Here is a 19,794-nt window from a genome sequence, read left to right on the forward strand (position 1 = left end):
CCGTTTCGCTGGTTCTCCAGCATTTAGCGGCAGGCCCAACCGAGAGGATGGTCATGTCGGAGCTCATCGATCAGCGCAGGCGGAAACTCATGGCGGCAGCGGCTCTTGGTCTTGCCGTCGCGCCGTTCGGCCGAGCTTCCGTCGCCCAGGCCCAATCCCCCAAAGCGGGCCGCTCGTCGTTCGCCTCGAAGAAGCGCATCAGGGCCGGCGTGCTCGACGTCGAGTACGCGGAAGCTGGCCCCGCCACGGGCCGGCCGGTGCTGCTGCTCCACGGATGGCCGTACGACATTCACAGCTACGTCGACGTGGTTCCGATCCTCGCCGCCGCGGGATACCGGGTAATCGTGCCGTATCTGCGCGGATACGGCGGAACGCGCTTCGTCTCCACCACGCCGCGAAATGGTCAGCAGGCAGCGTTGGCCGTCGATGCCACTGCGCTGCTGGATGCCTTGAAGATCGACAAGGCCATCATCGGTGGATACGACTGGGGCGCACGCACCGCCGACATCGTGGCCGCGCTCTGGCCAGAGCGATGCAAAGGGCTGGTCTCCGTCAGCGGCTACCTGATTGGTAGTCAGGAATTGAACAAGGCGCCCCTGCCGCCCAAGGCCGAGCTGCAGTGGTGGTACCAGTATTATTTCGCCACCGAGCGCGGACAGGCGGGCTACGCGAAGTACACGCACGATTTCGCCCGGCTCATCTGGGAGCTCGCCTCCCCCAAGTGGAAGTTCGACGACGCGACGTTCAATCGCTCCGCCACGGCATTCGACAATCCCGATCACGTCCCGGTGACGATTCACAACTATCGCTGGCGACTCGGGCTTGCTCCGGGTGAGGCCCAGTACGATGCGCTCGAAAAGAAGCTCGCTGCGCTTCCGTCGATTGGCGTACCGACGATCACGATGGAAGGTGACGCGAACGGCGCACCGCATCCCGAGCCCAGCGCCTACGCGAAGCGCTTCACCGGAAAGTACGAGCACCGAACGCTCACGGGCGGCATTGGCCACAACCTTCCGCAAGAGGCGCCGCAGGCGTTCGCGAAGGCCGTGATCGACGTCGACAAGCTCTGAGGCTTCGGGCGCTTCGTCAACGGAGTGCCCGCTGACGAAACCCAGTCGTGTTCACGCGATTCGCCCCCTAACGCGAGTTGCGTCCGAGTCACCCCGCGAGGATCGGTTTTCCGGCGATCATCGCGTCTTTGATGTTCCAGAGGAGCCGGTGGTCCGCTTCGACGAGCACCTTCGCTGGAGAAGCATGGGTGAAGTCGATGGTCGAGCTGCCCTCGGTTCGACGGGACGGCGGCCAACTTCCGAGCTTCATCGGGTCGAGGTAACGGAAGCGGGCCGTAGGCGCCTTGCCGAATTTCACCAGGCCCGTGTCACGCGTTTCGAGCCAATCCGTGGAGACGAGCTCGCCCGCGTAGAGTGCTCCCATCTGGCCAAGCGACGTGGTCAGCGTATTCGTCACCGACAGTCGACCACCGACGACGAGGTGGCCCTCATCGGCGACGAGACAGTCCGTGCAGCTCACGGACCCCGTCACCATCAAGACACCGCAGTAGTCGCCCTGGAAGACGATCAGCGGGCCATTGACCTTCAAATCGCCAACGATGACGTACGCCGTGGCGTCCTCGTCGTCCTCCGCGCCGAAGATGGCCGGCCCATTCGACACGACGTCGCCTTCGTGAATGAAGTAAGCCGGCTCCTCCTCGGGCCAGATCTCCTGCTCCGTGGGGTCGATCGCGCCGCCCGTCACGTTCCCGAGGTTGTACAGCTTGTTTGCCTTCTTGAAAGGCAGCTTCTTCCACTTGATCTTCGGGGACTCACAGAACATTGGAGCGTCCTCCTCGCTTCGTTCGACGGGTGGCTTGGTCGCCCGTCGCAGTGGGTCTCGAGTGCACGATCGCCTCGCGATCATTCGTCAGACACGAGTCGTAGACGGACTGTAGCGCCCCCAGCGATCGTTTTCGTTTCACCGCCAAATTTTCACCGCGAAAGTCGGCCGATTTGTTCGCACCGTCTTGGCTCGCCGTGGACGAGGGCCGGAAGCAGGCTGACGCTCACGTCCTCGTCGTCAGGCTCGCGGTGGCCGCGAGTAATCCAGCTCGCGCCGCGGGGGCGATGGTGCCGAGGGTGCGTCCTCGGGATTGCGCAGGAGCGCGCGGAACGTCGGGCCGATGCTCTTCCAGCGCAACGCGAGGAGGACGAGCGCGAGCAGTCCGTACACGCCGGCAAAGACGAGTCGCACGCCCTCTTGAGGAAAGAAGAACTGCGCGGCGAACGTGACGAAGAGAAGAACGGCCTCGAGGGCCCGAAGCCGAAGTCCGAGGAGCAGCGCGAGCGCAAAGAGGGCTTGGGCAGCCGTCAGGAGGAACTCCTCGTTCTGACGGGCATCGAGAGGGAGGCTGAGCCCACCGCCGCCGAAGGCGTGCGCGATGGGTAGGCTCCCCACGAGCAGCGTCCACTGATTCACTTTGGACGACAGCAGAGTACCCAGGGCTGATTCGTCGTTTCCTCGGAGGGCGAGGATGCCAGCGACGATCAGCTCCGGTGCCTCCGAGGACAATGGCGCGAGCCACTGAACGAGAAGGAACTCGTCGACGCCGAGCTGCCGTCCGCCGTGAACGAGGCCATCCGCGAACGGCTTGGCCGCGAGGGCGATGAGGGCCGCCGCGCCGACGAAGAATGCCACGACGACGGTGCGTCGGATCGGCGCCGCGAGCTGGCCGATCTCGGCGGGCGTGCCGTGGAGCTCCGGTTCTTCCTGCTCCTGCCGAGACGTACGCCACAGGTACCCACCGAAGAGAGCGAGGAGAACCACGGCGTCGACGATGCTCAAGGAGCGTTTGACCGGGATGAGCAGCGCATAAAGTCCGGCGACCGCCAAGAACCCAAGCTCGAGTCGTCGACGTGGGCGGAGCACCACGGGCCGTCGAGGCTCTCGACGCTTCCGGAGACCAACGGCGAAGAGAATGGCCACGAGCGGCCAACCGATGCCGATGAGCAGCCGATTGCTCCCTGTCATGTTCGCAGCGGCATAGGCGGCATAGGCCGGCCGATGCCCCGCGGTGTACGCGAAGTAGAGGTCGACCGCGTATTCCGGCAACACGGCGATCAGGGCCAAGAGCGCCGTTGCAAAGCTCGCCGAGATGTCGAGCTGAGCAACCTCCGCCGCCCAAGCGAGCAGGAAGGACGCCGCCACCACGGCTGCTCCGAACACGACGATGGCGTGCGCCGGACTCAGCGCAACCCCAGCCAACCGCACCCCCAAGCTCGGGAGCGCAACCGCGACAACCAGGGCTATTTTCCAGACCGTTCTCGACATTCGGCACCTGAGTTCGGCCGAATGTCGGATGCCTGAAGGCACGAGACCTCGGCCAGGTTGATTCCTGGTCGAAGGTCTCGTTCGCCTCGGCTCGAGTTCGAGTTCGAGGTGGGGGACCGGGCCAATGCGCTAGGGCCAATACCCCAGAACCAAAAGCCAGTATGTCGATCCACCCGCGTCACCGTTCTTCTCGGTGGTGACGGAACTACTCCCCTTACGCAGCCTCAACCTGGCATCGCGAACGGTCGTGCGCAAGGATATTCCACCAGCGCAAGGCTTCGAGCGACGCTCGCGTTCCGATCGAGCTCGAGCGCGATCGCGATCGCGCGCCACCGCCCTTCGATGTCAGCGCGGAGCGACCCAAACCTCGTTCTTCGAATTCGACCAGAAGACGTATTTGGCATTCGCCGCGAAGCCAACAATCGAGCCGTCCGTCTCCTGCGCCACGACCGACGAACTGCCACCGGTCGTGGCGACCTTCGAGATGGTGGCCGAAGCTGCCCACCAGAGCGTGGTCCCGTCCGTGGCGAACGCGGTCGGATAGAGGCCCTGCGCGTCGGTCGCTAGGGTTCTTTGCGAGCCACCCGCGGTGTCGGTGCTCACGACGGAGATACCCGTGCCGATGAAGAGCCGACCGCTGCCCGTCGCAACCACCCTCACCTGCGAAGAGTCGATGGCCGGAAGCGTCTGCGCTTGGACGGCGCTTCCGCTCGTCTTCTTGGGCGCGCTCTGTACGGCGCCATCTCCGGTCACCCAGTAAACCGACGTCGCGTCCAGGGCGAGGCGCGACGGTGAGACGAGGCCGTTGCTGACGTAGTGTCGCGGGTGCGAGGGCGTGAGCGCCACCGCGATGATGGCGCCGCTCGGCGGACTGGCCGTGGCACCTTCTTCGGCGACGTAGAGTTGGTCGGCGTCGGCCGCCAAACCGTTCGTCGTGTGAATCCCCTCTGCAGCATGCTCGCTCGACGTGCCGAACGTACCATCGCCGTTCGAGTGCACGTCCGTTGCGTGCACCACGAAGTCGCCCGCGCTGTAGACGGTCCCGCTCGCCAGCGCGAGCGCGCACGGTGAGCCGGCCGAGAGCTGGCCACCACCCGCCATCGTCTCGATCTCGCCACTATCGATCTTGGCGCGCACGACTTGCCCGTCCACGTTCTGCCAGTAGACGTGCGTCTCGTCGGCAATCATGGCTCGCGCAGACTGCGCAGTCGCCAGCCTTCGTGTCGTTGGGAGATCGCCGGGATCGGAAGACTGCGCGTCAGGGGCGAGTCCGCCTGCGTCCGCTCCCTTCGTGGCGCCACACGCCGCCTCCGACGAAGCGCACACGTTGGCACCGGGGCAACACACCCAACCGTCCGCGCACGGACAGGGGCGATCCGACACGCTGACCGCCCCTGCACATGCAGCGAGAGCCAGAATACTCAGAGAGAGAATCGAAACCGATCGCACCATGCTCATGGCCCACGACGAACGACGCCACACGGATGGACGAACCGCGTTTCAAAATGTTCCTCTCACCATGGCTCGGAATCCATTCGACTCGGGCGACACCGAAACGAGCGAGGCCGCAGGTGCGGATGCGCGCGCAGGCGCCCCAGGCCAAAGAAACAGGAACGCGGATGCCGCCGCGAACACACCGCCCGCCGCGAAGGATATCGCAGAAGCGGTATTGAGCGTCGCGATGCGGTCGTTTCGCTCGATGGCGCTCTTCTGACTTTCTGCGGACGAGCTGCCGTTCGATTCGCCGTGGGCCATGACGAGCGTGGTGACGCCCGCGCCCACGCCCACCACCGAGAGGCCCAGCGCTCCGTACGCAAGCGGGCGACGCCACCCGACCTTCGAGTCCGCGCGCCGAGTCGAATCCTCGGAGGGCGATGGCGGCACGGACAGCGCCGGTGTGTACGAGGAAACGTCGGCCTGGCTGAACGGCAGCGAAAAGACGAGGCCGAACGAATCGTGCGCGGCGCCTCGCGCGAGCGTCGTGCGCTCGGCCACGGGCAGATCGGCGAGCGCCAACACCTCTCCCTCTCGTGGAAGCGCGTATTCGTGTTCGTCGTCGATACGGCGTAGGTAAACCGGCGCCGGCGACACCGGAGCGATGAGCGACATCTCCAGTCCACTCGCGTTGTGCGCGTCCGCAATGCGAACCCCGCGTCCGTCCTCGAGGACATAGTGCCCCGCGTGGGATCCGTCGATCACGACACGTCGCCGTAGGCCCTCACGAATATCGGCCAGCGTCGACGTGCCCTGAGGCGCGCGCGCGAAGACGTCGGGTCGATACTTCTCGCTCGGAATCGCCGCATTCGCCCGCGCGACGAAGGCTGCCATCTCGCGATACGTGATCTCTCCGTCGCGATCGGCGTCGGCGGCACCGTAGAGCCCCGAGCGAACCTCATGGCTGAAAACGCCGCCCTCGAAACCTTCCCATTCATGGCTCTCTCGCGCGGAGGAAGTCGAGAGGAGCATCCCGATACGAGGGTCGTCGCCGAGGCTTGCCGCGCGGACCTCGCCGAGCGGTCGGCGCTCCCCGCCGGGCCCCCGTCCCACGGCAAGGAAGTACGATGCGCACGCATCCACGACGACGTGGATCCGAGTGGCCGGCACCTTGGAGAACGCGTGAAGGAGCTCTGGTCCGGTGAGCCGCGCGTCTTCCAGTGTGACGTAGCCCTGGCCGTTCTTCACGTCTCCGTGTCCTGCGTAGACGAAGTACACGACCGTGGCCACGCCACGCGACGCCGCCTGCGAAACGTCACGCGCGAGATCCGTCATGACGCGATCGAACGTGGCGCGCCGAGGCTCTCCGGCTTCTGCGGCCGCCTGCGGGTGGAGGGCGCGTGTGTTGTCGTCGAGACGCGTCAAGAGATACGTGCGCGCACCGAGCCTTCGAAAGAGATCTTGGTATCGAGCCGCATCGTCGTCGGCATATCGAAGCGGCGTCACGCCTTCGTCCACCGAGCGGTTGTTGCCGACGATCACGGCAAACGTGGCGCTCCCGCCGGCTTTCGACACCGGTGGTTCCGCATGTGCGGTGCTGATCCAACCGACCAAGGTGAAGGTAGCGAAGAGAGCGCTCGCCACGAGCCGCAACGCTGCGCTCATCGCGTCACCTCGAACGACAGCACGTAGTCGTGCCCGTCTGCGAGCGCGAGGGGCCGTGCCGGTGAGACGAGGCGAGCCTCCACCTCCTTCACCGTCGCTGCATGATTCAAAAAGAGCGCATGAACGTGGAGCTCTCGACCCGCGTAGGGATGGGTGATGGCATCGGGCATGGTGTGGAGCGCTCGATCCTTCGTGATCGGGACGGCAGAAGGCGTTTCGGCGGGGTTGGTCCACTCCGGGTAGAACCAGTACACGCGCGAGGACTCGTCGACTCCGAAGATCATCACGTGCGAGGCGTCGTCGGCGTTGACGATACCGAAGGCCAGCGACTCGTTGGCGCGCACGGCGTCGACGACGGGAACCAACGTGCCTTGCGAACCGGCAGGAGCCGCCGAAGGTGCTCGATAGACGTGGAGGATGCCGGCCGTCTCAATCCCGCGGGACGAGGCAATCGTATCGCCACGGCCGCGCGCGGTGAATCCCTGCTCCGAGCTTCCGCGCACGTAGAGAACGAACGCGGCGGCAACAGCCGTGATGACCGACAACGGTGCCAGCCTACGCACGAGTCGAAGTGACCGCGGCGCCCCTTGGTCTTTTGTCGATTCGACGGGCGCTTGGCTCGCAACGGCGTCTTCCACCGCGAACCCGAGCGCCCGGCCGAGTCGCGCATGGGGCGGCGGCGCGTTCGCGTCGAGCGAGGCCAAGAGCAGCTGCTTTTCGTAACGCGTACGGCAGGCCGAGCACCCCTCGAGGTGATCACGCAGCTCGTGCTCCTCCGATGGGGAGATGCTCATCTCGAAGTGGGCGTCCACCCGAGGAAGAAACGCGCAGGTGGGCGAGCTCATGACGCGTCCTTTCCGAGGACGAACTTGCGCAGCATTTCGCGGATGCGCTCCTCTTGGTAGGCCAGGGTCGATCGCTGCATGGAGAGCGTTGCGGCGGCCTCCCTCTGCGGGAGCTGCTTCACGAAGCGCGCTTCGAAGACGCCTCTGTATTTCTCGGGAAGGATCTCGTCACGAAAGCGGTCGACGATGGACCGTGCGGAAATCTCTTCCAGGACCGGCGCCGGCGCCCTTGGCTCCGGCACGGACTCGAGGCTGGTCTCGCGCCGCCTTCTTCGGGCAACGTCGATGGCCGCGTTGGTGGCCACGCGTGAAAGCCACGCACCGAGGTTGCCTCCCGAAAACGCCGAGCGCATCCCCGTATCCGTGAGCAGACGATAGAACACGTCGTGCACCACTGCCTCGGCATCGATGGTGGGCAGGATCCTCGTCGCCGCGGCGAGGACCGACGCGCCATGCTCCCGATAGCAGGCCTCGATCACGGCATGCTCGCCGGCGTGGAACCGCTCGAGGAAGTCCGGCTGGCTCGTTCGTGGCAGCATCATCACCCAAGGGAAGCCTCGTTGTAGTGCAAGATTCACGGCCGACAATAGTTCGGACCGGCGCCCTTGCCGGCCTGTCGGCTCGAACGAACCGGCGCCCGTCGATGGACGAAAGAATCTTCACGTCTCGCGATGGCCCGAACTCACCGGGTTGCCATGGCGCGGTCGGACAAACGAGCTAGAATCGGGCGCCTTCACGCCGTCCCTTCACGTCGCGCCTTCGTGATCACGAATCCGAAACGGACAAACAAGCGGCGAGCGACTCGATGTGCGTGCGCAACGCGTCCTCCGCTCGCCCGTCGAGCGAAGCAAAGGCTCGAGGGAAGGCGGCTTCGAGATCGACGAGCACGTCGAGAACGACTTCGTCCACGATCGCGTCGACATTCGTCCCCACCTTCGATCGTGCGGACGCGATGCGCGCGTGGTTCACCATGCGCGTCGCGAGCCGAGCGAACTCGGCGGCATCGATCGTCGCTGCCGCGTCGAACGGCACGCTCTCGTCGAATTGCGCCTCGTCGAACTCGGCGATCTTCCACTTCACGACGTAGCGTTCGTCGACGTGCGCCCGAGCATCAGGCTTGAGGACGAACCCCTCGGCGATGTTGTCTTGGAGCGAAGGCAATCCGAGGAGCGACGCCACGCGTGAGGGGAACCGGACCGGCAGAGCCTCGAGCTCGGCCCGCACCCCGCGTCCGAGGAGCGGCACGACGAACAGACCGTGCTCAGCCGCGAGCGCTTCGACCTCGGAGTGGGCGAGGAACTCATCGCCACGAACGACGTCGAACAGCGCGAAGTGAATGTCCGGCGCGTACCAAATACCCGTCTGCACGGCGACGATACCGCGCATGGGCACGACGTCAGGATGTGGATAGCCGCCGCCGAAGATCTCGCCATAGAGATGCACGATCTCCTTAGCGCCCAGCGCGGCGTGGATCGCGCGCGCCGCCTGGGTGAGGTGACTGCGAACGAGCTGCCAGCCGAAGAACGGCTCGTCGTCCGCGAGGAACACTTTTCGCTTGCCGACCCTGGCGAGAGTCCCGTCGGTGGCCACGACGAGGTTGGCCCCGTGGATCTTCTCGGTCGCAACCCACGGTCCCCCGGGCGCCCGGCGAACGCCGTCGTGGCGCTTCGGAATCTTCGGATACGGCCGGTGATCCATCGCGCTCGCTTCCAACGCCGAGCATGGCGCCCAATCACGACGACCGCAACCCCTGGATTTGGTAGGCTCGCCGGTCGTGAGTCTAGGGCAATACGCCTGTGGATCTTGTGGCCAGCAGCACGACGATATGCCGACGTCGTTCCACGCGCGGGCGCCGGCCTATTGGTCGGACGCGCTCGCGAGCGATCCGAAGAGCGAGCTATCGGAAGATCAATGCGTGATCGGAGAAGAGCACTTCTTCATCCGCGGACTCCTCCGGCTACCCATCCGCGATACCGACGACCATTTCACATGGGGAGTCTGGGTCTCGCTGAGCCGCAGCAACTTCCTTCGCACGTCCGAGCTCTGGGAGCAGGTCGGACGCGAAGCGGAACCGCCGATGTTCGGCTGGCTCTCCACGGACCTCGCCCAGGTCTACGGCGTACCAACCCTCAACCTCGAGACGATGGTTCACACCCAACCCGTGGGCGACCGGCCATGGATCGTCCTGGCGCCCACCGATCACCCACTCGCGGTGGACCAGCACGCCGGCATTACGCTCGCCCGCGCCCGTGCCATCGTCGAGCGACTCATGCACGGCTGATCTACCGAGCCGCGGGTGGCTGATAGATCTGAATCAGATTCCCGCACGTATCGGAGAAGACGGCGATGGTGACCGGGCCGGCATTGGTGGGCTCCATGGTGAAGGTCACCCCGAGCGCTTTGAGGCGAGAGAACTCCGCGTGGATGTCGCTCACCTCGAACGCCGTGAGCGGAATGCCCTGCTCGAACAAGGCCTTTTGGAACACCTTCGCCGCGGGGTTCGCGTTGGGTTCGAGCACGAGCTCGAGATCGTCCGGGCCCTCGGGCGAGACGACGGTTAGCCACTTGTACTCGCCGACGGGAAGGTCGTTCTTCTTCACGAAGCCGAGGACGTCCGTATAGAAGCGCAGCGCCTTGTCCTGATCGTCGACCATGATACTGTTCAGCTTGATTCGCATCGAAGGCCTCCTTGGGTTCGATCGACAATCTCGCTGACGTCCGCGCGTCACGCTTCTCGAAAATTGCGAAACGCGCGAAACGCTGATGCGGGCAGGTGGAGCATCAAGCTCAGACATCCGGGGGCCAATGCGCGTGCCATGGTGGTCGGGACCTGCACCAACGAGCGAGCTCGGCGACGGTAGGCCGAGGGCGTCTCTCCCACGCGACGCGCGAACAGGTCGCTGAAGCTGCCGAGGCTCGAAAAGCCGACCTCCATGCAGACCTCGGTCACCGAGTACTGGCCGCACGCCAGGAGCTCCTTCGCGCGATCGATGCGCAGTTGCGTCCGGTACTGGTGAGGCGTTGCTCCGAACAAGGCGTCGAAGCGCCGGATGAAGTGGAAAGGAGAGATGCCGATCTCCCGAGCCACGTCGGGGATCGACAGCGGCACCTCGCCCATCTCCGCGAGCATGTCGCGCGCGAGGCAGAGGCGCCGGAAGGTCCCGCTGTCGAGCACCATGCGCCAAAGCATAGCCGTGGTCATCGCGGATGGTCAGAGCTAGCGTGAGCGAATCGGCACGAAGATTGAGCGCTGAAGGCGCGATCGGGCGCGGTTTTGGTGGCAAAAAAGGCCCGAGACATGGCAGCGGACGTCAACGACACCAGCACGGTTCGGCTCGCATCCGGGCCACGCTTGGTCCTGGCACGCGCCGACGTGGGCGCGGCCGGGCACATCGTCCAGCGCTCGGATCTGACGTCGCGACGAGTCGTGGTCGACCAGGCGACGCTCATCCTCGTCGAAGAAGGGCGGAAGCGGATTCGCTGGTCGGGGGGCGAATGCATCGCGAGCGCAGGAGAGGCGATCTCGCTGCAGGCGGGTGAAGTGGTCGACATCTCGAATACGCCGGGTCCGAGCGGCGCCTATCGGGCCCTCTGGATTTGTTGGTGCCCGGAGCTGCTCGACGTGATCCGTCCTGTCCCGCGACATTCGAGCCCGCGCGTGGCTCACCACAAGGCGTTGAACGAGTCGTTTCGCGCATCGTTCTACCGCGCCTTCGACAGTCTCGGGGAAGCCGATGACCTGCCGGCGAGCATTGCCACGCATCGCCTCGAGGAGGTCTTGCTCTGGCTCGGCGAGCGCGCCTTTCGATTCTCCCAGCCCGCACCCGCATCGCTCGGTCAGCGGATTCGGCGTCTTCTCTCGTCGGATCCATCCGCCGAATGGTCGATGGAGTCGGTCGCGCACGAGACCGCGACGAGCGTTCCGACGTTGCGGCGAAGACTGACGGCGGAAGGAATCGCCTTTCGCGACCTCGTGCAAGACGTCCGCATGTCCCACGCGCTGACGCTGCTCCAGAACACCGATACCTCGGTGCTCGAGGTGGCGTTGGCCACCGGATACGCGTCGCCTTCCCGGTTTACCGCGCGGTTCCGCGCGCGCTTCGGTTACCTGCCCACCGACGTTCGCGGAGAACACCGCGGTCGCAAGCGCAGCACCGTCTAGCACCTTCGAACGAAGGTCTGCGCGTGACTTCAACCTACTCGCAAGGAGAGAGGTTCATGCTGAAAGTCCATCATCTCGGTCATTCGCAATCGGAACGAATCGTCTGGCTATGCGAAGAGCTCGCCATTCCCTACGAGCTCGTGAAATACACACGCGACCCCGTCACGCGCATGTCGCCGCCGGAGCTCAAGGCGCTGCATCCGCTCGGCGCCGCGCCGCTCGTCGAGGTCGACGGCATGCTGCTCGCCGAATCGGGTGCCATCGCAGAATTCATTCTTGCTCGATATGGTCACGGACATTTACGACACGAATCGAATCACCCCAATTTCGCGCCATATCTCTATTGGTTCCATTTTGCCAATGGCAACCTTCAACCCGCGCTCTTCCGTTCGATGACCGTGGGTCGCTGCGGGCTGGCGGCGGACCATCCGCTTCGTGCGGCGGTGCGGCAGCGACTCGACATGGTGCTCGCACTGATCGACGAACGGCTGGCCCACAACGATTACCTCGCTGGCGCCGAATTCACCGCGGCAGACATCATGAGCGTTTTCTCACTCACCACGATGCGCCTGTTCCATCCCGTCGATCTCGCGCCCTATCCCAACATCTTGGCCTACCTCCAGCGCATCGGCGCCCGGCCCGCCTACCAGCGAGCCATGTCCAAAGGCGACCCGGATTTGGCTCCGATGTTGATCTGACCAGGTCATTTGAGCGGCACGAGCGGCGTATCGACGAGCTTCCGCTGGGCCGTTCCACCGGGATAGGCGTAGCTCGCATACGAGTCCCAGCCCCACACCGTGGCCGTGAAAGGGCCTTCGCTTCGCATGCGCTGCAGCCCGGCCTGGCAAACCGTGGCGGCATCGCCGTCTCCGAACCTGTCGCCCGGCCCGCCCTGGCGCGCCAGGTCTACCCGCGTGAACTCGTACTCGCCCCGAGTTCCGACGGGCTTCCACGTCGTCAGCGTGCCCGCACACTCCAGCCATACGTCCTTGAACGCACCGTTGATCTTCCGCCGGACGATGGTGATCGCGGTCTCCGCATACGTGGGATCGGCGTAGAAGCTGTAAGAGTTCAAATACTGCGCCGCCGGAATGACGTTGACGAACTCCGGGTCGCCCGCGCCGCCGTAGCTTCGGCCAGAAAAGTCAGCGGCGCCGCCGGTCATGTGTGCGGACACGTAGATGGGATGCTCGGAATCCTGCGTTCGGACGACGAACCCATCGCCCGTTCCGTGACGGAAGATGGCGACCTCGCCGGCGTTCATCGTCGTCGGCGCGCCGGCCGGGAGCTCCGGATCGTACTCGAGGACCGTGCCGTCCCTCGCGGCGACGATTCGATACGGCATCGGCTCGTGCTCGTTGCCGAGTCGTGGTCGGTAGCCCACTCCGACGTATTCGGAACCCCATTGATCGAACGGCGGAATTTGTTGAAAGAGGATATCGCACGCGCTCGAGTTCGACGGAACGAACGCGCACGAATTGCCGCCGAAGGTGCTTGTCGGCTTGTCCGAAGTCACGATGCTCCCGGAGAGCTCTTCGGTCTGGACGAGCTGCAAATGCTGCCCTCTCGACAGGTTGTATTTTACGGGCTGGCCCGCGAGGGCCGACACGACGCCCGGCCCCTTCACGATGTCATTTGTCGGCACGATGGTAATTTCGGTATCGTCCTCCGAAGCTACGATCTGTACCGACGGATCGCCCGCCGTGCTCGTTCCCCATCCGTTGACGATCATGTGCTGCGTTCCCCATGTGGCAACCGGCAGCACGAGCGTAGCCGTGGGGTAGTAGGAGGCGGCTCCACCGAACGGATACATCGATGTCAGTGCCACGGGGATATTCGCCGTCAGCCTGAATGACGTTCCGATTCCGGTCTTGCCAGGGACCGTGTCAGTCGTGGTCGCAGGCACCACCCCGAGCGGACACCTCACATACGACGTGTCCGCGACGGGCAGTGGGGAGTCGGAGAGGAAGAGAATGACGCTCTCGCCCGGGGGAATGGCTCCGGTGTGAGCAACGAGCGCCGCGCTGCCCGGGTTCGTACGGAAAATCGACTTCGAAATGTCGATTTCTTTCCCTTCACGTTCGAGCGTCACCTCGGCGGGTTGAGTCGAGGTATTGACGATGAACGCCGCATTGCAGCTGTGCGGGTACCGCTTGTCCGCGCGCGGCATTTGAAGATAGAAATCGCAGCCGTTCGAGCTTCGATCGGCGGCCGCCGCCGCGCATGGTTCCTGGCATGCCGCAGCCCCACACGCGAGGTCGTTGGGGCAATTTTCGACGACAGCGCCCGTGCAGACATCGATCACCGAGCGGCCGTCGAGCGAACATTGGTGACCACACACCGGCGCGTCCGCCGCATCCAGCGTGGAAGCGTCGGCGAACGTTCCCTGGGCGGGCTCGACGAAGCCCCCGCGATCGTCCGAGCACGCCTCGATGCAGGCCGCAGCGAGCGTGATACCGGCGATTGCCGAGAAAAGCTGGCGATTCATTGGCAATCGTCTCATGGCAGCACCACTTCTTCCGGAACCAGATTCGGAACGCGGGGCTTGCCGTTTCCCGCTTGCCCATAAAAATTCGACCCCCAACAATACACTTTACCGTTCGTCAAGAGCGCGCAGGTGGAGTCGGTCATCGTCTTTACCTGTGCTGCGGTCGTCGGCAAACCTTGGACCTTGACTGCGGAGTAGGCGTAATCCTTGGTGCCGTCGCCGGCCTGACCGCTGTCATTGGCTCCCCAGCAATACACATTGCCCTGTCCGCTGACGCCACACCATCGCTGCCGTCGAACCGTCGATGTGCTCTGGACCGTGTCGACCCACAACCTCGTGGTCGAGATCTGAACGAGCGGCTCTGGCGCCACGACCGGTTCCGGAAGGAACCGAACGAGCGGTTTGACGATGGATCCAAAGAAATCGCGGATCTCTACATCTCCCCAACAGTAACCAATGCCACTGGACGTCACGCACCCCGTCTCATTCGTGAGGTCGATGGAAGAGACGCCCGTGACTGCAATCGGACCGGGGTACGGATCGGGGTTCAGCGACGAAGCTCGCGCGAGCGGAGAGTTCATGCCCCAGCTCAAGGTCGTACCGTCGTCCCGAACGACGAACGACGCCCGACTCACGAGAAACTCACGCATAGGCAGTCCGTCGGGTAGCGTGATCGAACGCGGCGCACTGACCCCGGACGACGGCAGCTCCGAGAACGGCGCGAGCTGCGCGTTCGTGTTCTTTCCCCAGCAGACCAGCCCATCGGCGTTCGACACGCAGCCGACGTCCGTTCCTACCTCCACGTGCGTAGCGGCCGGAAGAGGCAGCTTGATAGGGATTCGTTCGGTCGTGCGCTGAGCGACGCCATCGCGAAGATACGGGCCGGTGCCCCAGCACCAGACGGCCCCGCTCTTGTCGACCGCGCACGTGTGACGGAGCTCTTCGATCTCCGGGAGGTTCGCGACGCGCATGGGCGTCGGACTGTCCGACGTGCCGCCATCATTGCCACGCCCGAGCTGTCCTGCCGCGTTCGCCCCCCAACACACGACGGCGCCATCGTGACGAAGGGCGCAATAGCCTTCTCCGCGATCGGTGTTGTCAAGCCCGAGCGTCGTCACCAATGCGGTCGCGCAGGAGTCCGCGCTGCACGCCACTGGAAGAGGGCCTCCGTCGAAGGGCGGTGGCATCACGTCACGCGTCGTCACGTCCTCCGCCTCAGCGTCGGACGCCGGTGCAGCCCCATCGCCGGTCGCTTCCGCACCGGCGTCGGCGGAGGCGATCTCGGATCCATCGTCGGAACTCGAGCAACTCGCCGCGGCTCCGCACGTCGCCGACAGAAGCAGCAGCGTGCCGAGTGAATATCGGTCAAGGAGTCGTCTTGTGAAGCGCATTTCTGTCCCCAATGGCCCAGATATTGGAATCGGAGGTGCCACGAACTTGGTAGATTTGTCGACTGAGAGGCTCCCCGGCCATTGCAACCGTCGATATTTGGAATGCACCTCCATCCAAGACATCATCCGGCGTCCGGAGAATGATCCCGAGTCCGCTCAGCCATATGCTTCCGGACGCCGCCCATAGAGAGTTGAACCGGACGCTGCTATTGGCAATCTTATTGGGGGCAGACGTAACGGTGGCCGAATAGCCGCTGTCCGTTACGGACACATTGATGATGTCGCGAGCGCCCTTGAGGCCGATGACGCGGTCTGCCGACGGTGTATGAATGTCGGTGAGCCACCCTTGGGTGCCGCCGATGAGCAAATACCCTGCGCTGGCTGCGCAATAAGCCCAGTCGCTGGTGAGAACGCCGTCGGCGATTCGCTGGTAGCTGCCGGCTGTCTTGCGCACGAGCAGTGCGCAGGACGCGCTCGAAGGGCTTCTCGTTCTCGTACCGGAGAACCAGACATCGTCGGGCCCGGTCCCCGCGGCCGCGAGGAAGTACATGTGCTCGTTCGCCGCGGAAGGATCGTCCGCCGTGTATTCGGGCACCCATTGGGCTGCGCCGCCGACCTTGGTCAGGTGATAGACGGTGTTCGTGAACCAGGCGTAGACGTCGTCGGCGCTCGTTCCCCAGACTCCGAGCGTTGGGTAATTGACTCCCGATCCGGCGTAATTTGGATCCAGGGCGTTGTAATAAGGATACCCATCTTTCGGATCGACATAGTCGGCGTGGCTGTTGTCTTTGAGTGCTTGCCGGGCCCACGACCACGTCGTCGCGGGCGATGTGGAACGCGTGCCGTGATAGATGTAGCCTGGGTCCACTCCGTAGTAGATCTCGTTCTCGTTGGGCGCCCAGATTCGTCCGACGTACCTGGGCAATGCTTCGTTCTGGGTGCCATCGTCGATGTATTTCCACGAGGATTCTGCGGCCACCCACTCCAGAACCTTGGCGCCGAGAACCTTGCTGTACGCAATCGCGAACGCGCGGCTGCCGATAGCCCAGACGTCCTTCAAGACGAGCCCGTCGTCGGGAAGGCTCGTCGTGCACCATCCCGCATCGCTGCACGTCGGTCCGACCGCCACAGGGGCCGCATCGGCGTCGGAATCGGCGGCGGCCTCATTCTGTCCGCCATCGGTAGGTTCGAGCGCGACTTCTCCCGAATCGGGCTGAGGAGCCGGAGTTGTCGAAGGTTCGGTGGCGGCGGTCGCGCAGGCCACGACCGAGACTGTCGCTCCGAGTGCGAGCGAGCCGCAGCAGACGAGAAGCGTCGCCCTCATGGCTTTCCTCCGAGCGAGAGAATCGTGCCCTCGCCTCCAACCCAAACGTGACCTGCCTCCGGCCCCCAAACCGCCGTCAGATTCGCACGTCGTTTCCCGAGTCCGGCAACCTTCACGCGAGACCAGCTCGTTCCGTCGTAGTGGATGACGACGCCGGCGTCGCCGACGGCCCAGATGTCCGTGGCGGAGAAGCCCCACACCGCCCGGAGCGTCTCGTCCGTCGGAACGTCCGAGACGACGTCCCAGTGGGTAGGATCGCCCGTGTAGTGGCGGATGGTTCCCTTCGCACCCACGGCCCAGGCGTCGGACTTGGACGCGGCCCATACGGCGTGGAGCGCGTTCAACGTCCGTGAGTCGAAGCCCTTGACGGTCGGCGTATTCCCCTCTGCGCCGAGGATGAGAATCGCCGCCCCCGACTCGCCGACCGCCCACAATTCGTCGGCCGAAGCGCCATGGATGCCACGCATTCGCATGCAGCCATTGTCCGTACACGTCGCCGTGGACACACCGGCCTCGAATGCGAACTTGTTGGACGGCAATTGGTGTGCGCGCCAGAGACCGGTCGTCTTGAAGTTCGTCTGTCCGACGAGCGACGTCAGTGTCCAAAGCCACTGCGAGCCCGGCGCGCTCCACACGTAAGCGAGGGGGGCGTAGGTGCGGTAGGAGTTCAACTCGCTCGCAAGCGCCGGTGGAGTGAGCGTCCAGCCGCCCGCCGAGGGCGTCGCGCCGCCGTCCGCTCCCGCATCGGGAAGGTCGAGATTGCGGGTATAGACATTCCACGACGGTGCGAGCACGACCTCGCCGCCGTCGCGCAACCAGAGCCCGCGCAACGTTTCGAGGCTGCCGAGCTCCGACCGGCTCCACGCCGTACCGTCGAAGTGGAGGATGGTTCCCGTCGTGCCCACGGCCCAAACGTCCTTCCCCGAACGACCCCGAATGGTGCTTATCGTCAGGAGAGGGTCGACGCTCGCGTCACCGAGATCGGTGCCGGAGGGGCCGTTGGGACAGAACGCGTCTGCCGAGCAGGCGGCGGGAAAGTATTCGCAGTCTTCGCACGGTCCGGCGTCGAACTCGGGAGCTGCGTCGAGCCCTCCGTCGCTTGCCGTCGTCGGGGTTGGCTCCGGCTCCGGCGGAATCGGATGGGCGTCATCGGTGACCCCGGGGTCGGACTGCGTGGAAGCGCACGCGCCGAGAACGAAAACGAGGGCCATCCAGCGGATGTTCATCGCGGTACCACCTCTCCGCCATCGACCTCGGAACACGGCTCGACGGCGCACCGCCCCTGCACGCACGCTTGGCCTGCGATCGCGTCGCAGACAATCCCGCAGCCGCCGCAATTGTGCGGATCGGTGTCGACTTTGACCTCGCAGCCGTCGGCATCGTTTCCGTTGCAGTCCGCCCGCCCGTCCACGCAATCCAATTTGCACTTACCCTTGATGCACTTGCCCGCCGCGCCGACGGACCCCGCACAGGTGACGTTGCACCCACCGCAGTTGGACGAATCCGAGGAGAAGTCGACGCAGGTCCCGCTGACCGTGTCGTACGGATAAGCGCAGAAGGACTTGCCTTCGGGGCACATGCATTGAGGCGGATATCCGGTTATGGACCTATCTTTCTTGCAGAACTGACCATCCGCACAGATGTTGTTGCAGTCGCCGCAGGAGTTCGGCGACAGCATGTTCGTTTCACATCCGTTTGCCGGGCTGCCATCGCAGTCGGCCCAGCCACTTTCGCATTTGATGTGGCCGCACTCGCTGTTGCTGCACCCGTAGAACATGTGCAGGCTAGGATCGACCGTGCCGCCGTCCCCATTTCGCGGGCAGGCCTGACCGCATCCTCCGCAGTTGCTGTCTGCGGTCGTCGTATCGACGCATTGCCCTTGGCAATATTGGCCGGCGAGGCAACCGCATGCCTTGATGTTTTTACCGACGGTTCCCAATTGCAGGAGGCATGGTTTGGTCGGATCGGAGCAGACGACTCCGCACTTTCCGCACGAGTCCTGATCCCACGGTGAGGATTCGCATCCGTTGTCAGGAATGCCATCGCAATCGAATCGGCCGCTGCTGCAGACCATGGCGCATCGACCATCGATGCATTCGTACGATTCGGAGCCGATGCCGCTCGTCGGGCAGGCATGCCCGCACGTTCCGCAGTTCTTTGGATCGGTTAGTAGGTTGACGTCGCAGGGGAAGTCCGACGTTGGGCAGGTCGCATATTCCGTCGGGCAGTGGTCGGACGGGCAGTACGACAGCACTTCGCTCGCCGCGTCGGGCGCTTCGGCCGTCGAGCCGTCGCCGCCGTCAGAGGCGGTAAACGAGGGCGGAGCGTTTTCGACCACCTCGCCGATGGGGCGGGTGGTCGTGCTGCAGGCGATGATGGCGCTGATCGAGATGAAGGCCCCACTCGTGAGCGCGCAGACGATGAATCGATTCATGGAGTGTGCCCACAAGAGGTGCGAACGCGATCGAGGAGCGACGACGACGCCCAACGACGCTCGAAATTGGCGAGGCGGCGGCGAGCTTCTTCTCGCTGCCCGAGTGCGCAGAGAGCACTGATGCGCTCCGCATCCCGCTCGGGAGCGAGGGCTCCGTTCGGAAAACGTGCTTCGTGCTCGGCCGTGAGCGACAAGGAGCGCGACGCCGCCCCGGCGAGACGAGCGGCGCGCGCCTCGCGCAGGATTTTCGTCTCGATTTCCAGGGATTCGAGCGATTCGAGCGAAGTGTCGATCGCGTTGGGCTTCTTCGACGAAGGTGAGTGGAGGCCTGTCGGTCGCGGCGCGTTCGGCAAGTCGCGCACATCGATGAGCGCTTCAGGCTCGCCGCTGGTCGGCGGCTCGAGCGGGCAGCTCGGTGGCGGCGATTCGCCGAGCGTCACCTCCGACGAGGGAGCGCTCGGCGACAAGACGCTGCTCGCGGCTGGCGCGAGCAAGAGGCTGCCGCGAAACGCTCCCACGAAGAGCGCTAAGCACGCCAGGCCGACGGGACCGGCAAAGCGAAGCGAGAACAGCCGCCGGCCAAAGGACGACGAGGCATCGGAGACGAGGCCGCCCCCGCTCCCGGTTGCGATGCGGTGGTCGACGAGCTCCCGAAGCGCCTCCCCTCTCTCCTCGTGAGGCTCGTCCCAGGTTCGTGCTTCTTGCAAGAATTCGTCTATGTCTTTCG

The 19,794-nt window shown here is 64.6% G+C and carries 19 protein-coding genes; 4 read left to right on the top strand and 15 right to left on the bottom strand.

Annotated features, from left to right (window positions below; translation table 11 throughout):
- Positions 1–53: 53 nt before the first annotated feature.
- The gene (locus AKJ09_RS07195; RefSeq protein WP_146646449.1) at positions 54–1,070 is read left to right on the top strand and encodes an alpha/beta fold hydrolase; all 1,017 of its coding nucleotides are present in this window, start codon (positions 54–56) and stop codon (positions 1,068–1,070) included.
- An 88-nt stretch (positions 1,071–1,158) separates the two neighbouring features.
- On the opposite strand, the gene AKJ09_RS07200 is transcribed toward AKJ09_RS07195, so the two are convergent.
- The 7 genes from AKJ09_RS07200 to AKJ09_RS07230 all read right to left on the bottom strand — a co-directional run bounded on the left by AKJ09_RS07200 (position 1,159) and on the right by AKJ09_RS07230 (position 8,966).
- On the bottom strand, positions 1,159–1,833 hold the full coding sequence (locus AKJ09_RS07200; RefSeq protein ID WP_146646450.1) for a hypothetical protein: 675 nt from the start codon (positions 1,831–1,833) through the stop codon (positions 1,159–1,161).
- A 240-nt stretch (positions 1,834–2,073) separates the two neighbouring features.
- Complete coding sequence (locus AKJ09_RS07205) at positions 2,074–3,324, bottom strand: sodium:proton exchanger (RefSeq protein ID WP_146646451.1); 1,251 nt, start codon at positions 3,322–3,324, stop codon at positions 2,074–2,076.
- Between the two features lie 345 nt (positions 3,325–3,669).
- Positions 3,670–4,512, bottom strand: a complete 843-nt coding sequence (locus AKJ09_RS07210; protein ID WP_146646452.1) for a hypothetical protein — start codon at positions 4,510–4,512, stop codon at positions 3,670–3,672.
- 312 nt (positions 4,513–4,824) lie between these two features.
- On the bottom strand, positions 4,825–6,423 hold the full coding sequence (locus AKJ09_RS07215; protein WP_146646453.1) for a caspase family protein: 1,599 nt from the start codon (positions 6,421–6,423) through the stop codon (positions 4,825–4,827).
- Positions 6,420–7,268, bottom strand: coding sequence for a zf-HC2 domain-containing protein (locus AKJ09_RS07220; RefSeq protein WP_146646454.1), 849 nt, complete (start codon positions 7,266–7,268; stop codon positions 6,420–6,422). The genes AKJ09_RS07215 and AKJ09_RS07220 overlap by 4 nt, the downstream gene beginning before the upstream one ends.
- Entirely contained in the window at positions 7,265–7,810 is a 546-nt protein-coding gene (locus AKJ09_RS07225) for an RNA polymerase sigma factor (protein WP_146646455.1), read from the bottom strand. The genes AKJ09_RS07220 and AKJ09_RS07225 overlap by 4 nt, the downstream gene beginning before the upstream one ends.
- Positions 7,811–8,033: 223 nt before the next feature.
- A complete protein-coding gene (locus tag AKJ09_RS07230; protein ID WP_146646456.1) occupies positions 8,034–8,966 on the bottom strand; it encodes an RNA ligase family protein in 933 nt (310 codons plus the stop codon).
- A 76-nt stretch (positions 8,967–9,042) separates the two neighbouring features.
- Between AKJ09_RS07230 and AKJ09_RS07235 the strand changes: the two genes are divergently transcribed.
- A complete protein-coding gene (locus AKJ09_RS07235) occupies positions 9,043–9,549 on the top strand; it encodes a DUF2199 domain-containing protein (protein WP_146646457.1) in 507 nt (168 codons plus the stop codon).
- A 1-nt stretch (position 9,550) separates the two neighbouring features.
- On the opposite strand, the gene AKJ09_RS07240 is transcribed toward AKJ09_RS07235, so the two are convergent.
- Together AKJ09_RS07240 and AKJ09_RS07245 are read right to left on the bottom strand one after the other, a co-directional pair.
- Positions 9,551–9,946, bottom strand: coding sequence for a VOC family protein (locus tag AKJ09_RS07240; RefSeq protein ID WP_146646458.1), 396 nt, complete (start codon positions 9,944–9,946; stop codon positions 9,551–9,553).
- Positions 9,947–9,993: 47 nt separating this feature from the next.
- A complete protein-coding gene (locus AKJ09_RS07245) occupies positions 9,994–10,470 on the bottom strand; it encodes a helix-turn-helix transcriptional regulator (protein WP_240488407.1) in 477 nt (158 codons plus the stop codon).
- Positions 10,471–10,566: 96 nt separating this feature from the next.
- Between AKJ09_RS07245 and AKJ09_RS07250 the strand changes: the two genes are divergently transcribed.
- Together AKJ09_RS07250 and AKJ09_RS07255 are read left to right on the top strand one after the other, a co-directional pair.
- Complete coding sequence (locus AKJ09_RS07250; RefSeq protein ID WP_146646459.1) at positions 10,567–11,430, top strand: helix-turn-helix transcriptional regulator; 864 nt, start codon at positions 10,567–10,569, stop codon at positions 11,428–11,430.
- Between the two features lie 56 nt (positions 11,431–11,486).
- On the top strand, positions 11,487–12,128 hold the full coding sequence (locus tag AKJ09_RS07255; RefSeq protein WP_146646460.1) for a glutathione S-transferase family protein: 642 nt from the start codon (positions 11,487–11,489) through the stop codon (positions 12,126–12,128).
- A 5-nt stretch (positions 12,129–12,133) separates the two neighbouring features.
- On the opposite strand, the gene AKJ09_RS07260 is transcribed toward AKJ09_RS07255, so the two are convergent.
- The 6 genes from AKJ09_RS07260 to AKJ09_RS07280 are packed head-to-tail and all read right to left on the bottom strand — an operon-like array spanning position 12,134 to position 19,774.
- Entirely contained in the window at positions 12,134–13,918 is a 1,785-nt protein-coding gene (locus tag AKJ09_RS07260; RefSeq protein ID WP_146646461.1) for an IgGFc-binding protein, read from the bottom strand.
- A gap of 11 nt (positions 13,919–13,929) precedes the next feature.
- Positions 13,930–15,309 (bottom strand): RCC1 domain-containing protein, encoded by a 1,380-nt coding sequence (locus tag AKJ09_RS07265; RefSeq protein WP_169927338.1) that lies wholly within the window; start codon positions 15,307–15,309, stop codon positions 13,930–13,932.
- Positions 15,284–16,633, bottom strand: coding sequence for a hypothetical protein (locus AKJ09_RS52755; RefSeq protein ID WP_169927339.1), 1,350 nt, complete (start codon positions 16,631–16,633; stop codon positions 15,284–15,286). Before AKJ09_RS52755 ends, AKJ09_RS07265 begins: the two co-directional genes overlap by 26 nt.
- The gene (locus tag AKJ09_RS07270) at positions 16,630–17,859 is read right to left on the bottom strand and encodes a beta propeller repeat protein (protein ID WP_146646463.1); all 1,230 of its coding nucleotides are present in this window, start codon (positions 17,857–17,859) and stop codon (positions 16,630–16,632) included. The genes AKJ09_RS52755 and AKJ09_RS07270 overlap by 4 nt, the downstream gene beginning before the upstream one ends.
- Positions 17,856–19,067: a hypothetical protein gene (locus AKJ09_RS07275; RefSeq protein ID WP_146646464.1), complete on the bottom strand. Its 1,212-nt coding sequence runs from the start codon at positions 19,065–19,067 to the stop codon at positions 17,856–17,858. Before AKJ09_RS07275 ends, AKJ09_RS07270 begins: the two co-directional genes overlap by 4 nt.
- Entirely contained in the window at positions 19,064–19,774 is a 711-nt protein-coding gene (locus AKJ09_RS07280) for a hypothetical protein (RefSeq protein ID WP_146646465.1), read from the bottom strand. The genes AKJ09_RS07275 and AKJ09_RS07280 overlap by 4 nt, the downstream gene beginning before the upstream one ends.
- Positions 19,775–19,794 lie beyond the last annotated feature (20 nt).

Origin of the sequence: Labilithrix luteola, assembly GCF_001263205.1 — a bacterium.
Lineage (GTDB): Bacteria > Myxococcota_A > Polyangia > Polyangiales > Polyangiaceae > Labilithrix > Labilithrix luteola.